The sequence below is a fragment of the Neisseria sp. 27098_8_112 genome (assembly GCF_041433235.1).
In the GTDB taxonomy this organism is placed as follows: domain Bacteria; phylum Pseudomonadota; class Gammaproteobacteria; order Burkholderiales; family Neisseriaceae; genus Neisseria.
Genome location: NZ_JAPWBB010000001.1, coordinates 111,487 through 127,344 on the forward strand (window position 1 = coordinate 111,487; position 15,858 = coordinate 127,344).

Consider the following 15,858-nt stretch of genomic DNA (forward strand, 5'->3'; position numbering starts at 1 on the left):
TTGAATCTCCTAATTTGAGGATTGAAGTATTGGGAAATCTGTTTTCAGACGGCCTGAGTGTTACTGAAGCCTGTCTGAACGTATTTTGGTAGGTTCGGAAGGTATTTTTCTTATTGGGCTTCTCTTCCATCTTGGAAAGAAGAGAAAGGGATTCGGGTATCGTTTTTCAGACGGCCTTCACAGTAACAGGCCGTCTGAAAACAACGCCGTTTTACTCCTGTTCTTGCGGTAGGCCGTATTCTTCGGGGAAGGTACGCAACGAGCTTTGCAACACAGTTACCGCGCCGTCAATCAAACCGCAACGGCCGCTTCGTGGCAACAGTTGGCACAGGCTTTGCAGGGCGCGCAGGTCGTCGGGAGTGCCGATGCCGGTGTCCACGCGGTTGAGCAGGCGGGAAAGCTGGAATGTGCCGCCTTTACAAGGTGGGCATTGACCGCATGAATTGGAAGCGAAAAATTCCACATACTCAGCCACTTTGCGCACCACGCTGGTGCCTTCGGAAATCACAATCATCGCGCCGGTGCCGAGGCTGGATTTGCGTTCACGTACGGAAACGAAGTCCAAAGGCACATCCAAATCTTTTACGGTCAAAAGCGTGTTTGACGGGCCGCCGGTAAATACGGCTTTAAACGTGCGGCCTTCAAGCATACCGCCGCCGTGATCGTAAATCAGCGATTGCAGGGTCGTGCCCATCGGCAGTTCGTACAGGCCCGGGTTCAATACGTCGCCGGAGAGTGAGTAGAGTTTCGTACCGGCTGCATCGCCCAAACCCAAAGATTTGTACCATTCCGCACCTTTAGCAAGGATTTGTGGAATATTGGCGAAGGTTTCGGTATTGTTGATAAGGGTCGGCTCACCGTTGACACCGCTTTCGGCAGGGAAAGGCGGCTTGCGGCGGGGGAAGGGGAAACCGCCTTCCAGCCATGAAATCACGGCAGTTTCTTCACCGCCGATATAACGTCCTGAAGTTTCAACCAGTTGCAAGTCCAAAGGTTTACCCAAGTAGTTTTCGATACGGATAAACAAATCGCTGTTTTTCCATTGCTCGATGGCCGGTGTGATGGAAGCGATGGATTCGGTTTGATGAGGGTTGACGTACAGAATCGCTTTGTTGGCACGGCAGGCAACGGCGGCAATCAGGACGCCTTCGATGACTTGGTGCGGCGTATTTGCCAGCAGTACTCGGTCTTTAAATGTACCCGGTTCGTCTTCGTTGGCATTGCAGACAACATATTTGTCGCCATTTTTGCTTTGGGCGGCAACGGCGGCCTCCCATTTGCGCCAAGTCGGGAAACCTGCACCGCCCATACCGCAAAGATTGGCATCTTGCAGTTTGGAAACAATGCTTTGAGGATCGGCAAGCGCAGCCAGCAGACCTTCGCCACCGCCGACTTTACGCCATGCGGCTAAATCTGCGCCGACTTGGCGGGAAGGATGCAGTAAGTTTTGATTGGCTTGATTCATGATTGTTGCTCCTGCAAACCGGCGTGTTCGCGCAAATCGAATTTGCCGTAGTCGGGATATAAAACGGGGGCTTTGATGTCGCTGGTCAGACCGGCACGGGTCATTTCGCGTTGCAGGTCGTGGACGTGACCGACACCGCCGCGTACTTTTTTCAGCGGCAGGCCGCAATTTGCCGCGGCTTTACCGGCACGGCGGCCGAAGCTGATGATGTCCAAAAGCGCATTGCCCATCAGGCGGTTGCGGCCATGAATGCCGCCGGTTACTTCACCGGCGCAATAGAGGCCTTCGACGCAGGTTGCGCCGTCGCCGTTGATTTCGATACCGCCGTTTTGATAGTGCAGGGTCGGATGAATCATGACCGGTTCAACAACAGGGTCAATGTCGCATTTGTGGGCAACGTGGCCGAGTGTTACCAAACGATTCAATACGTCAGGGTCATTAGCAATCAGGCGCGGGGTGTCGAGGAATACGCCGACTTGACCGTCGCGTACCACGCCGCGGCCTTCGCGGCACTCGCGCAAAATGGCGGCGGCAACAACGTCGCGCGGCTGCAATTCGTCAACGAAACGTTCACCCAAACCGTTGACCAGCTTGGTGCCTGCAGAGCGCACGGCTTCAGAAATCAGCGCGCCTGCCAAGTGTGGAGGGTGGGCAACGCCGGTTGGGTGATATTGGAAAGAATCGACATCGCGCAGTTTGGTGCCGATACGGTAAGCCATTACCAGGCCGTCTGCAGTCGCGCCATAGTGGTTGGAAGTGGCGAAACCTTGCAAATGCAGGCGTCCGCTGCCGCCGGTTGCCAATACTACGGCTTTGGCGTGAACCAACACCAAAGAACGTTTTTCCAAATCGTACAAAATCGCGCCGACGCAGCGGCCGTGTTCGTCCGACAATAATTCGATGGCGGGGTGGCGGTTGAGTTGGGTGATGTTTTCGTCGAGTTCGACCGCCTCGCGCAGCACGCGCATCATTTCGAGGCCGGTAAAGTCGCGGTAGCTCAGGATGCGCGGTACGGTCGTACCGCCTGCGCGTTTGCGGCTTAACATTCCGTTGTTGTCTGCACCTTTAGCCAAGTCAAAAGTCATGCCCAAGCCAATCAGCCAACGAATGGCAGATGGTGCATCGGTAACCATTTGCGCCACCAATTCTTTTTTGCCTGCGTTGTGGCCGCCTTTGATGGTGTCGTCAAAGTGTTGCTGCAAGCTGTCTTCCGCGCCGACCGCCGCCTGAATACCGCCTTCGGCCATTACGGTATTGCTGTCGCCGATACGCAGCTTGTTCGCCATAATCACGCGCGCTCCTGCTTCGGTTGCAGACAATGCCGCTGCCGCGCCTGCTCCGCCGCCGCCAATGACCAATACGTCAGTGTTCAAATGTTCTGCGCCTGACAAATCATAGTCGTCAATCAGAGGCTGACTGATTAAGAGTTTGGCCAAATCAGGATGACAGTAATCGCCTTGGTTTGGGCCGATAGGCAGTTTCACACGTGCATTTGCCTGATAGTCAGGGTGAAATTGGCTCAGTAATTCGTTTTTTTCAGGTAAATCGCCGCGCAGCTCCAATGAGGACGCACGCAGGTTGGCAAGGGCGGTTTCGTAGTCTATGCCTTGGATTTTGTTAACCATTACACTGACTCCTCTTCAAATTCGACTTTCATTTTGCCGCTGTCGATTTCGCGCAGGCGGCGCATCAAATCCACAGGGCGCAACGTACGCGCCGCTTTCATACGGCGGGCGAACAGGCCCAAGTGGTTCGGACGGATGTGTTCGGGGCAGGAGAGGGTGCAGAGGTTGCACATCACGCATTGGTCAAAGGTCAGCGCAGCCGCGCCGAAATCGCCGGAAACTACCTGCGCTACGCCGTTTTCCACTTGCAAACCTTTAGGACAGGCTCGATTGCAACCGCCGCAATGACGGCAGTTTTGTGCTTCAGGGAAAGCTTTGGCGGTATCGTCCAACCAGTTCCAGCCATCACCAATCTCGCCGACGTCGTAATATTGGATGTGCTCTGGAATAAAGTAATCCAAGAAGCTGACCTGCATACCTTCTTCGACTTTGGTCTCGCATGCCAGTGCAGTGGTTACTTCGCGCTCGCCTTCTTTACGAATCATGCAGCGGCATGAACCGCATACGCCTTGACCCATACAACCGACATTGGCAGTAATCGCATTGCCTGAACGGGCATAGGCTTGGATGATTGACGAGTCGGCGGAAGCTTTGACTTCATGGCCGTCTATGGTCAGGGTTAACAAATTTTCACTCATGGTTTGTTCCTGTAAAATTGGAAGTTGGAATAGTGGGTAATTTGATTAATTGTATTTTTATTACATTTATTGCGTATGAGGAAAATATCCAAGTGATTTACTCAGAAATTCTTTTAAAATCAATGTTTATCTATATAAGGCGAAGTGTATCAGAATTTAGTGGTTTTGATGATAGGGGTAACCTAAGGTTTTATAGAAGGAGGATTGCAAACAAAATATGCCTATTATTTAGACAAATTTATTACAAAAATTTGATTTTAAAAGTAAAATAAAATTACTTTTTTATTATAAATTTTAAAATATTCGTATATTTACTAGTAAAAATCATTATTATATGTTAGATGATTTTGCATAGATTGTTGTATATATTGAATAATATTTGGGTATGTGAGCAAGTGAAAAGACTGTTATAAAATTTCAGAAAATCAAACAAGTTTGATATCAGTCAAGAAGATTGAGGGAGAAAATAACACAGATTTTACAATTATGTATTGTATTGGAAAATAAGAAAGGCCGTCTGAAATTTAGGTAGTTTCCTTTTAAATACAGGATACTAAATTTTTTCTCAGATACTTAAGGCAAGCATTTTCAGATGGCCTTGGAATAAGATTATCATTTAAAAATAATGTAATTTTATTTCTATGTAAGTGAGTGGTCAGTGGATATAGATTATCAATAACCAAGTGATTTAATGCGATATTAAATTCTATTTAAATCAATAAGGTATGAAAATGATATTGTCTGGGTCATTCATTTGAAAGCACTATTACATTATTGAAGGCCGTCTGAAAGAATCGGTCTCTTAAGAAATAAACAAACCCTCCCTACCATGACTCCCGAAAAGGAACACAATCATGACCGTCATCAAGCAAGAAGACTTTATCCAAAGTATTTTCGACGCTTTCCAATTCATCAGCTACTACCATCCTAAAGACTACATTCAGGCTTTATACAAGGCTTACCAAAAAGAAGAAAATCCTGCCGCCAAAGATGCGATGGCGCAGATTTTGGTCAATAGCCGTATGTGTGCTGAAGGCCATCGTCCGATTTGTCAGGATACTGGTATTGCGACCGTATTCTTGAAAGTGGGCATGGATGTACAGTGGGATGCCGAGATGAGCGTACAGGAAATGGTTAACGAAGGCGTACGCCGTGCATACACCTATCCTGACAACAAACTGCGCGCCTCTGTATTGGCCGACCCGGCTGGAAAACGTCAAAATACCAAAGACAATACCCCTGCCGTTGTACATATGGAAATCGTAAAAGGCGACAAAGTCGAAGTCACTTGCGCAGCCAAAGGCGGCGGTTCTGAAAACAAAACCAAAGTTGCCATGCTCAACCCTTCAGACAATATCGTTGATTGGGTATTGAAAACCGTTCCTCAAATGGGTGCCGGCTGGTGTCCTCCGGGCATCTTGGGTATCGGTATCGGCGGTACGCCTGAAAAAGCAGTGCTGATGGCCAAAGAAAGCCTGATGAGCCATATCGATATTCAGGAACTCAAAGAAAAAGCCGATTCAGGTGCAGAATTGTCTACAACCGAAGCCCTGCGTTTGGAACTCTACAAAAAAGTAAATGCCTTGGGTATCGGCGCACAAGGTTTGGGCGGTTTGAGCACCGTGCTGGATGTCAAAATCCTTGACTACCCAACCCACGCGGCTTCCAAACCGATTGCCATGATTCCAAACTGCGCGGCAACCCGCCACATCGAATTTGAATTGGATGGCTCAGGCCCGGCCAAACTGGAAGCCCCATCTTTGGAAGACTGGCCGGATCTGACTTACAGCCCTGACAACGGCAAACGTGTCGATGTCAACAATCTGACCAAAGAAGAAGTGGCTACATGGAAAACCGGTGACGTATTGTTGCTGAACGGTAAAATCCTGACCGGCCGCGATGCCGCGCACAAACGTTTGGTTGACATGCTCAACAAAGGCGAAGAATTGCCGGTAGATTTCACCAACAAACTGATTTACTACGTTGGCCCGGTTGATCCAGTCCGTGACGAAGTTGTTGGCCCGGCCGGTCCGACTACTTCCACCCGTATGGATAAATTTACCCGCCAAATGCTGGAACAAACCGGCCTCTTGGGTATGATCGGTAAATCCGAGCGCGGCGCAGCAACTTGCCAAGCCATTGCCGATAACAAAGCCGTTTACTTGATGGCTGTCGGCGGCGCGGCATATCTGGTTGCCAAAGCCATTAAAGCGTCTAAAGTCTTGGCGTTCCCAGAATTGGGCATGGAAGCGATTTACGAATTTGAAGTCAAAGACATGCCTGTTACCGTTGCGGTAGATAGTAACGGCGAATCGGTTCACGCCATTGCGCCAAAACAATGGCAGGCTAAAATCGGTATTATTCCGGTTGAAGCTTGATATTTGCCTGGATAATCAAAGGCCGTCTGAACGGTTTCAGACGGCCTTTTTTTGCTTACAAATAATTTAAATGTTTTCAAACGAGTAAATTTCCTTTTCTAAAAAGCACTTGTCAAAATCAGCGTTTGAAACTAAAATTCACAGCTTATCGAGTCGGAGTGTGGCGCAGTCTGGTAGCGCACTTGCATGGGGTGCAAGGGGTCGAAGGTTCGAATCCTTTCACTCCGACCAAAGAATTGGAAAGAGCCGTTTTAAAAACGGCTCTTTTTTCGTTTGGATGATTTATCTGAATAATGTGTCCAAATAGATTTTAAAACTTAATACCAATGCCGTCTGAAACAAAACCTGCTTTCTCAAAAGCAGGTTTTGTTGTTTATAAAGCAGGCTATTCGGCACTATCTTTCAGCGTATCTTTATAAGTATAAAGATAAGATGCGCCGACAAAGGATGCGCCACCGACGACATTGCCTAGGAATACGGGAATCATATTGAAGAAAAACTGCCCCCAAGTGATGTTTGCGCCTGCCAGAATACCCGCTGGGATAACGAACATATTGGCGACAAGGTGTTGGAAGCCGTTTAATACGAAAATCATGACGGGGAACCAAATGGCCAGCATTCGTCCGGTTGTGTTTTTAGCGGCAAAGTGCAGCCACGCGCCCATGCAGACCATCCAGTTACATGCGACCGCCGATACAAAAGCGCGGCCGAAATCCATATGGACTTTTGCTTCCGCCACAGCAATGGTTTTTTCTGCCACGCTGCCTTCAATCATACCGACATAGTATCCGAGGAAAAAAGCCATTGCCAGCGTGCCCACCAAATTGCCCATGCAAACGATAACCCAGTTGCGCAGCAGCATTTTGGAGGAAATCCGTCCGGCCAATCTGCCTAAAGACATGATCATCATGTTGCTGGTTACCAGCTCGCCGCCGCCAAGCAGGATACAAATCAAGGCGATTGGGAACACGGCGGCACCGAGTAAAGTTGCAACTCCGCCCCATTCGTGCGGAATGCCGCTGACTACTTTTAAATAGGCAAGATAACCGAAGCCGATGTATCCGCCGGCCAAAATGCTCAAGATTGCCAGAGTGGGGATGCTGGATTGTGCTTTGGCGCAGCTTTTGTCGAGAACAACCTGTAAAATTTCCTGTGGGTATAAATCGCGCGAAGCCATGATGTTCCTTAAAGTGGATTGAGGAGGAAACGCCGTTTCAAAAGTGGCGCAAACTGTCGCGGTAGGGCAGTGTTATAGGGAGCCGGTGTACGGTCTTTGTTTTATCAATCAGCCTGAATTAAACCTAAAAAACAGATACTTCGCCTTGCTTTAGCTCAAAAGAAATATTATTACATTTTGCTTCTGTATGAAAAAAGGCCGTCTGAACGTTGAGGTTTCAGACGGCCTTGTTTTGAATTTTTAAACTTACAAATGAGCCAGCTTTGCATTGCCTTCGCGAGGGATAGGGCGCGGATTGCCTTGTGCATCGATGGCGACGTAAGTGAACACTGCTTCGGTGACCAGTTGGCGGTCTTCCGTTACCATGTCGTTCATCAAAGTCTTCACCCACACTTCGATTTTCAGTTGCAAAGAAGTATTGCCTACGCGGACGCAATGACCGTAGCAGCACACGACGTTGCCGACCTTTACCGGTCTGATGAAATTCATTTCTTGAACGGCCACGGTTACAATTCGTCCCTGTGCGATTTCTGCCGCCAAAATACCACCGCCTAGATCCATTTGCGACATAATCCAGCCGCCGAAGATATCCTGATTAGGATTGGTATCGCGCGGCATGGCTACCGTACGCAATAAAAGTTGTCCTTCGGGTGCAGCATGTGTTTGTTTGTTGTCAGCCATAAATAATCCTGTCAAAAAAGTGCTATTTTACGCCATTTGTTGCGATAAACCTATGTAGGCCGTCTGAAAAATCAGCAGGCAAAGTGTTACAATCAACATATTCATCAGACAAAGGAGAAAGCTCATGCATTCGATTCAAGAACCAAGAAATAGCGGCCTTTTGCGCGTATCCGACATTCACGAAATCTACTGGGAAGAATCAGGAAATCCTGATGGCCATCCCGTGATTTTCCTGCATGGCGGCCCCGGAGCAGGCGCATCACCGGCCTGTCGAGGCTTTTTCAACCCAGAGTATTTCCGCATCGTTATTATCGACCAACGAGGTTGCGGACGCTCCAAACCTTATGCCTGTATCGAAGACAATACTACATGGGATTTGGTTGCCGATATTGAAAAAGTACGCGAAATGCTCGGCATTCAAAAATGGTTGGTTTTCGGCGGTTCATGGGGCAGCACCTTGTCGCTGACTTATGCCGAAACCCATCCCGAGCGCGTCAGTGGCTTAGTTTTGCGCGGTATTTTCCTGTGCAGGCCGTCTGAAATGGCATGGTTGAACGAAGCAGGCGGCGTCAGCCAAATTTATCCGGCTCAATGGCAAAAATTCATCGCCCCCGTAGCGGAAAACAAACGCCAAGCCCTAATCAAAGCCTACCATGAAATGCTGTTCAGCGAAGATGAAGCTACGCGCCTCAAAGCAGCTAAATCATGGGCAGATTGGGAAAGCTACCTTATTCAGTTTGAACCCAAAGACGTGGATGAAGACCCGCAAGCCTCCCTTGCCATCGCAAGAATGGAAAACCATTACTTCGTGAACGAAGGCTGGCTGCAGGGCGATAAAGCTATCTTGGCAAACATCGACAAAATCCGCCATATCCCAACCATCATCGTCCAAGGCCGCTACGACCTATGCACCCCGATGCAAAGCGCGTGGGAACTTTCGCAAGCCTTCCCTGAAGCAGAATTGAGAATCGTCCAAGCAGGCCACTCTTCTTTTGATCCTTCGCTTTCCGAAGCTTTAGTGAAAGCAGTGGAGGATATTAGAAGCAAGTTATAAAGGTTAATAAATGACAATGCCGTCTGAAAAAGTTTCAGACGGCATTTTTTCTATTTACATATTAAATTTAATATCATATTATCATTGCATCTGTATCAATTTGAATTTTTTAGAATTTCAATATGAAACCCCTAATTTACTACGCCCATTCCGCGCAAGATAAACTCGGCAATCTCTTGCCTTACGAACATTGGCAAACCTTGCAAAGCCATTCGGTCAATGTTGGGGAAATGGCGGCGGAGTTTGCTCGGGTATTCGGTGCACAGGAAATTGCCTGCCAGACGGGACGGCTTCATGACTTAGGGAAATATTCGGAAGCCTTTAATCACCGATTGCATGGCGGCCCATCGGTCGATCATGCTACTGCCGGAGCCAAAATTGCTGTCGAACGCTGGGGAAATGTGATTGGCAAACTGATAGCGTTTTGCATTGCGGGGCACCATGCCGGGTTAGCAAATGGGAGTGGTGAAGGCGATAACCGCCGCACGTTAAAGGATCGTTTAGCGTTGCAATTCGGCGCAGATATTTCCGCTCTCGATAACTTGTGGCAACAAGAAATCAAGCTCCCTCAAAACCTGTCCGCCCCACCACTCAAAGCCGACGCGCATCATCCTTTTTTCTCCTACGCCTTCTTCACCCGAATGCTCTATTCCTGCTTGGTGGATGCTGATTACCTCGACACCGAAGCCTTTTATTCAAACCTAGAAAACGAAGCCGTCGAGCGCGGCGATTATCCCGATTTAAACGCCTTACAACATAATTTCAATCAATTTATCAATGATTTCAGACGACGTATCGCCCAAGCCTCAGAGCAAACCGAAGCCGAAAAACGCAATGCCGCCTTAAACCGCCTGCGTAGCGAAATTCTTGATCATGCCGTAGAACAAGCGGCACAACCGCAAGGGCTGTTCACGCTCACTGTGCCAACGGGCGGCGGTAAAACCTTCACTTCCATGGCATTTGCGCTGGAACACGCCAAACGGCACGACATGCGGCGCGTAATTTACGTTATTCCGTTCACCAGCATCATCGAACAAAATGCCGCCGAATTCCGCAAAGCCTTTGGCGAATTGGGCGAACAAGCCGTGTTGGAACACCACAGCACCTTCGACGACGGCAAACTGCAAAATGAGGCCACCAAAGATAAATTTCGCCTTGCCTCGGAAAACTGGGATGTGCCGATTGTCGTGACCACCGCCGTGCAATTCTTCGAATCGCTCTTTGCCGACCGCTCCTCGCGCTGCCGCAAGCTGCACAACATCGCAGGCTCCGTCATCATCCTCGACGAAGCGCAAATGCTGCCGCTCAATCTTTTGCTGCCCATCATGCAAGTCATCAAAGAATTGGCGCAAAACTACCGCTGCAGCGTCGTCATGTGCACCGCCACCCAGCCAGCCGTGCAAGCCGAAAACGGCTTCTATCGCGGCTTTGAAAACGTGCGTGAAATAGCCCCAAAACCGACCGCACTTTTCGACAAACTGCGCCGTACCACCGTGCAACACATCGGCACACAAACCGACGCCGACTTGTTCGCCAAACTTGCCGAACACCCGCAAATACTCGTTATCGTCAATAACCGCCGCCATGCCCGCAGCCTGTACGACCAAGCCAAACACCTTGACGGCACGTTCCACCTGACCACCTTAATGTGCGCCAAACACCGCAGCCAAAAGCTCGATGAGATTCGAGGTCGTCTGAAAAACGGCGAACCCTGCCGCGTTATCGCCACCTCCTTAATTGAAGCTGGCGTTGATGTCGATTTTCCGCTGGTGATGCGCGCCGAAGCCGGTTTAGACAGCGTTGCCCAAGCCGCCGGACGTTGCAACCGCGAAGGCAAAAGGCCGTCTGAAAACAGCTTTGTCTGGATATTCGCGCCCGAAGAACAATGGAAAGCCCCGCCTGAACTTGCCGTCCAAGCCGCCGTTATGCGCCTGACCGCCGACAGCTTTTCAGACGACCTCTTATCCACCCAAGCCGTCGCCGCCTACTTCGCCGAGCTTTATCAATTAAAAGGCAGCGAACTGGACAATAAAAAAATTCTGAAAGTGCACAACGATACAGGGCAAAGCCTTGATTTCCCATTCCAAACCATCGCCGACCAATTCCGCATGATTGAAAGCCATATGCAGCCGCTGATTATTCCGTTCGATGTTGATGCAGAAAACCTCATTAGCAGCCTGCACCACGCCGACCACATCGGCGGACTCTTACGCAAACTGCAACCCTACACCGTCCAAATCCCCGAAAAAGCTCTCGCCGCTTTATATAAAGCCGGGCGTATCGAACCGATTAACGAGAAAAACTTCGGTAAACAGTTTTATACGCTGATTGGACTGGATTTGTATGATGACGTGGCAGGGCTTTCTTGGGAGGATAATGCTTTTATCAAAACTGAGAATTTAGTTTTTTGAGATATTAATAAAATTATATTAACCATAAAGGAAAACAAAATGAGTATTTCACAGATGTTTGAAGAGTTTATTGATAACCTGGCGATTTCTAATAAACAGACAATAAGTGATCGTTATGCAGAATTAACTAAAACATTAAATAAGCAGTTTCGCAATACCGATTCCGAAACAGCAAATACCTTAAAGGTGGGATCGTTTGGGCGGAAAACAGGTATCAATGGAATTTCTGACTTAGATATGTTGTACATCATGCCAAAGTCTCGTTGGGATACCTATAAAAATTCTCAAAATGGGCAATACAAACTACTTTCTGACACAAAAGAGGCTATTTTAAAACGTTATCCACGCACGGCTGTTAGTGTTGATAGATTAGTTGTTACTGTAACTTTTTCTAATTTCTATATTGAGGTTCAGCCTGTTTTTGAACAGGAAGATGGGAGTTTTAAATATCCTGATACTAAAAATGGAGGAAGTTGGAAAATTACCAAACCACGAGAAGAAATAGATGAAATTTCTTCTGCTGATAAAGATAAAAATCAGAATTTACGGTGTTTGTGCAAAATGGCACGAGCTTGGAAAAATAAACATGGTGTAGCAATGGGAGGACTACTTATTGATACGCTAGCTTATAATTTTTTGAAATCAACAGATTATTATGATGATAAAAGTTTTTCTTATTATGATTGGCTCAGTAGAGACTTTTTTAAATACTTGTCTGAATTACCAGAACAAACAGAATATGCTGCATTGGGTAGCAAACAAAGAGTCAAGGTAAAGAAAAAATTTCAGAAGAAAGCAAAAAAAGCCTATGACTTGTGCTCGAAGGCTATTGATGCCGAAAATCAAAGCAGTGTAAATGATAAATGGAAAAAAATTTATGGACGACCGTTTCCTGCTAAAAAAACTGAAATGGCAATGGAGTCTCTTTCTAAAAGTTATTCTCAGGGTTGGAAGAATACGGAAGAATTTATTGAAGATAAATTTCCGATTGATATTCGTGAATATCTAAAGATTGACTGTGAAGTAAAACAAAACGGTTTTCGCAAATTTTTACTCAGATATGCTTTGCTGCATAGAATTCCTCTAAAATCTAGAAAGAACTTATTATTTCATATAGTGGAATGTTCAGTTTCTGAACCTTATGATATTTATTGGAAAGTATTAAATAGAGGAGAAGAAGCTAAAAGAAGAGATTGTATTCGAGGGCAAATCTTTAAAGATGAAGGGTATAAACAAAGAAAAGAACAAACAGATTTTTATGGTGATCATATCGTTGAATGCTACTGCGTTAAAAATGGCGTGGTTGTAGCTAAAGATAGAATCCATGTTCCAATTGTTACGGATGGAAGTGATTATGACTAATGAAGAAAAAATTTTAGAAGGGCAGTTACGAGAATGTTATGGGCGAGTAGTTTACACTCATAAAACACATGAAAAGCATGCGGATGCTCTAATCAAAAAAAATTCTTGTATAAAATGGGGACAGATTATTCTTTCAGCAATTATTGCTGGTGGAGTAATTACCATGCTTTTTGAATTTTGCCCTGAATATAAAAAACTTGCCGAAGTTATTGTAGCAATAATATCCACTATCCTACTTGTTCTTAATTCTTATACAAAAGATTATGACTTGGGAGCAATTGCACAAAAACATCGTCAAGTAGCCGCAGAAATTTGGCTTATTCGTGAAAAATATCTGACACTTTTAACTGCCCTTCACATGAAACAGCAATCACTTGATGAAATTTGCTTACAAAGGGATAAATTACTAGAAGATTTGCATAGTATTTATTCCGGCGCACCGAGTACAAATTTTAAAGCTTATAAAAAAGCACAGGATGCCCTTAAAAACATGGAAGATATGACATTTTCTGATGAGGAGATAGATAAATTTCTTCCAAAAGAATTGAGACGAACATGAAAATCCATAAAACGTCGTCTGAAACCACACGTCCCAACTAAAAGGAGAACCAAATGAACCAAATCCGCCTACATATTTGGGGCGATTATGCCTGTTTTACCCGTCCGGAGATGAAGGTGGAGCGGGTGTCTTATGATGTCATCACGCCGTCGGCGGCGCGCGGGATTTTGGCGGCGGTGCATTGGAAACCCGCGATTCGGTGGGTGATTGACCGGATTTATGTGTTAAAGCCGATTCGGTTTGAGTCGGTGCGGCGCAATGAGTTGGGCGGCAAGATTTCGGCGGGTAAGGTCAGCGGGGCGATGAAGCGTAAGAGCATTGCCGATTTATATACGCTGATTGAAGACGACCGCCAGCAGCGCGCGGCGACGGTGCTTAAAGACGTGGCTTATGTGATTGAAGCCCATGCGGTGCTGACGACAAAAGCGGGGGCGGATGAGACCGTTACCAAGCATATCGAGATGTTCAAACGCCGTGCGAAAAAGGGGCAATGCTTTCAGCAGCCTTGTTTGGGCGTGCGTGAATTTCCTGCCGATTTTGCGTTGATTGACGAAGGCGAGCTGCTGCCGCCGTCGGCATTATTGGAAAGCGAGGCAAACCGCGATTTGGGCTGGATGCTGCACGATATTGATTTTGATCGCGGCAACACACCGCATTTTTTCCGTGCGGAAATGAAAGACGGTGTGATTGATGTGCCGCCGTTTTACGCCGAGGAGGTGAAAGCATGATTCTTGCGTCCCTTGCCCGCTATTACCGCCGTTTGGCAGCGGAAAACGATGACATGGGCAATCCGAAAGTGCCGCCTTATGGCTTTAGTGAGGAGAAAATCGGCTGGATTTTGGTGTTGGATAAAGAGGGTTGTCTGAAAACCGTTGTGCCGAATCTGACTGTCGATAAAAAGCCGCAACCGAAGCTGATGAGCGTGCCGCGCCCTGAAAAACGCACATCGGGCATCAAACCGAATTTTTTGTGGGATAAAACCGCCTACGCGCTCGGCGTAGAAGCCAATAAAAACAAAGCCGAAGCCAAAGAAAAACCGTTTACGCCGTCTGAAAAAACCTTTGACGCCTTTAAGCAATACCATCTCGATTTACTGCAAAACAGCGAAGATGAAGGCTTGCAAGCCTTATGCCGTTTTCTGCAAAACTGGCAGCCTGCACATTTTGCTGCCGAAAATCTGCCTGCCGAAATGCTCGATGCCAACATCGCATTTTCTCTTGAAAAACCAACCGCACTTATCCATAAACGCGAAGCTGCGCAAACCTTGTGGGCAGGCTGCCTGAAACGCGACGAAGCACTCGAAGGCTTGTGCTTGATTAGCGGCGACACCGCTCCGATTGCACGGCTGCATCCGGCGATTAAAGGCGTGTTTGGCGGGCAAAGCTCCGGTGGTTCGATTATTTCATTCAATAAAGAAGCCTTTGCCTCCTTTGGCAAGGAGCAAGGCGCAAATGCGCCCGTTTCCGAACAATCCGCCTTTGCCTACACCACTGCGCTGAACTATCTGTTACGCCGCGAAAATAATCACTGCCTGACCATCGGCGATGCCAGCACGGTCTTTTGGGCGGAAGCCGACGATAACGCCACGGCGCAGGCTGCCGAAGGCTTTTTCGCGCAAGTGTTCACGCCGCCGGATGACGAACAAGAAAGCGCCAAAGTCTTCAACGTATTGGAACAAATCAGCAAAGGTCGTCCGCTGCAAGAAATTGCGCCCGAACTTTCTGCCAATACCCGTTTTTATATCTTAGGGCTTGCCCCTAATGCCGCGCGGATTTCTGTTCGGTTTTGGCTGGATACCACGTTTGGGCAGTTGGCGGAAAATTTGGCGAAGCATTGGCAAGATTTAGCTATTGAACCTTGCGCATGGAAAACGCCGCCGTCTATTTGGCGACTCTTATTGCAAACTGCCGTGTTGGGCAAAAGCGAAAACATCTCGCCCGTATTGGCAGGCGAAATGACCCGCGCCGTGATTTGCGGCACACCGTACCCATTAAGTTTGCTGTCGCAACTGATTACCCGAATCCGCGCCGACGGCGATGTAAACGGACTGCGCGTGGCAATGATTAAAGCCGTATTAGAGCGGCGTTTTAGAAAAGATTTTATCGAAGAAGGAGTTCCTATGAGTTTGAACAATGAAAGCCCGAATCGCGCCTATCTTTTAGGGCGGCTGTTTGCCGTGTTGGAGCGCATTCAATATCAGGCGTTGGGCGAATTAAACGCCGGCATTGCCGACCGCTATTATGGCTCTGCATCCGCTGTGCCGTTTTCCGTTTTTCCGCGTCTTTTGTCGGGTGCAAAACACCATTTGTCGCGCTTGCGTAAAGACAAAGCCGGCATGGCGGTGAATTTGGATAAAGATTTGGGCGAAATCATTGCCAAACTGCCCGAGACCTTTCCGCGCCATTTGAGCATTGATGAGCAAGGCCGCTTCGCCATCGGCTATTACCATCAAAAACAAAGCTATTTTGCTAAAAAAGAAACCGCTGAAACCATTGAAAACTAAGGAGC

The 15,858-nt window shown here is 47.6% G+C and carries 12 protein-coding genes and 1 tRNA gene; 8 read left to right on the forward strand and 5 right to left on the reverse strand.

What is annotated here, in order from left to right:
• Positions 1-211: 211 nt before the first annotated feature.
• The 3 genes from O3682_RS00525 to O3682_RS00535 are packed head-to-tail and all read right to left on the reverse strand — an operon-like array spanning position 212 to position 3,728.
• Entirely contained in the window at positions 212-1,465 is a 1,254-nt protein-coding gene (locus O3682_RS00525) for a complex I 51 kDa subunit family protein (protein WP_070460286.1), read from the reverse strand.
• Positions 1,462-3,090 (reverse strand): FAD-binding protein, encoded by a 1,629-nt coding sequence (locus tag O3682_RS00530; protein WP_371507991.1) that lies wholly within the window; start codon positions 3,088-3,090, stop codon positions 1,462-1,464. The genes O3682_RS00525 and O3682_RS00530 overlap by 4 nt, the downstream gene beginning before the upstream one ends.
• Positions 3,090-3,728, reverse strand: coding sequence for a 2Fe-2S iron-sulfur cluster-binding protein (locus O3682_RS00535; protein ID WP_070608671.1), 639 nt, complete (start codon positions 3,726-3,728; stop codon positions 3,090-3,092). Before O3682_RS00535 ends, O3682_RS00530 begins: the two co-directional genes overlap by 1 nt.
• An 854-nt stretch (positions 3,729-4,582) precedes the next feature.
• Here O3682_RS00535 and O3682_RS00540 point away from each other — a divergent pair.
• Positions 4,583-6,106 carry a fumarate hydratase gene (locus O3682_RS00540; protein ID WP_003746217.1) on the forward strand — a complete coding sequence of 508 codons (1,524 nt, stop codon included), beginning with the start codon at positions 4,583-4,585 and terminating at the stop codon, positions 6,104-6,106.
• A gap of 154 nt (positions 6,107-6,260) precedes the next feature.
• Positions 6,261-6,337 (forward strand) — tRNA-Pro (locus O3682_RS00545).
• Between the two features lie 154 nt (positions 6,338-6,491).
• On the opposite strand, the gene O3682_RS00550 is transcribed toward O3682_RS00545, so the two are convergent.
• Entirely contained in the window at positions 6,492-7,283 is a 792-nt protein-coding gene (locus tag O3682_RS00550) for a formate/nitrite transporter family protein (protein WP_281773216.1), read from the reverse strand.
• Between the two features lie 246 nt (positions 7,284-7,529).
• Positions 7,530-7,964: an acyl-CoA thioester hydrolase YciA gene (yciA, locus tag O3682_RS00555; RefSeq protein ID WP_049332732.1), complete on the reverse strand. Its 435-nt coding sequence runs from the start codon at positions 7,962-7,964 to the stop codon at positions 7,530-7,532.
• Between the two features lie 124 nt (positions 7,965-8,088).
• Here yciA and pip point away from each other — a divergent pair, with 124 nt between their 5' ends.
• From pip to cas8c, 6 genes are all read left to right on the forward strand, one after another.
• Positions 8,089-9,018 carry a prolyl aminopeptidase gene (gene pip / locus O3682_RS00560; protein WP_371507992.1) on the forward strand — a complete coding sequence of 310 codons (930 nt, stop codon included), beginning with the start codon at positions 8,089-8,091 and terminating at the stop codon, positions 9,016-9,018.
• A gap of 122 nt (positions 9,019-9,140) precedes the next feature.
• Positions 9,141-11,429 (forward strand): CRISPR-associated helicase Cas3', encoded by a 2,289-nt coding sequence (gene cas3, locus O3682_RS00565; protein WP_371507993.1) that lies wholly within the window; start codon positions 9,141-9,143, stop codon positions 11,427-11,429.
• A 39-nt stretch (positions 11,430-11,468) separates the two neighbouring features.
• A complete protein-coding gene (locus O3682_RS00570; RefSeq protein ID WP_371507994.1) occupies positions 11,469-12,791 on the forward strand; it encodes a nucleotide-binding domain-containing protein in 1,323 nt (440 codons plus the stop codon).
• Entirely contained in the window at positions 12,784-13,350 is a 567-nt protein-coding gene (locus O3682_RS00575) for an SLATT domain-containing protein (RefSeq protein WP_371507995.1), read from the forward strand. Before O3682_RS00570 ends, O3682_RS00575 begins: the two co-directional genes overlap by 8 nt.
• 53 nt (positions 13,351-13,403) lie before the next feature.
• Entirely contained in the window at positions 13,404-14,078 is a 675-nt protein-coding gene (cas5c, locus tag O3682_RS00580; protein WP_371507996.1) for a type I-C CRISPR-associated protein Cas5c, read from the forward strand.
• The gene (gene cas8c / locus O3682_RS00585; protein ID WP_371507997.1) at positions 14,075-15,853 is read left to right on the forward strand and encodes a type I-C CRISPR-associated protein Cas8c/Csd1; all 1,779 of its coding nucleotides are present in this window, start codon (positions 14,075-14,077) and stop codon (positions 15,851-15,853) included. Before cas5c ends, cas8c begins: the two co-directional genes overlap by 4 nt.
• The last annotated feature ends 5 nt before the right edge of the window (positions 15,854-15,858 follow it).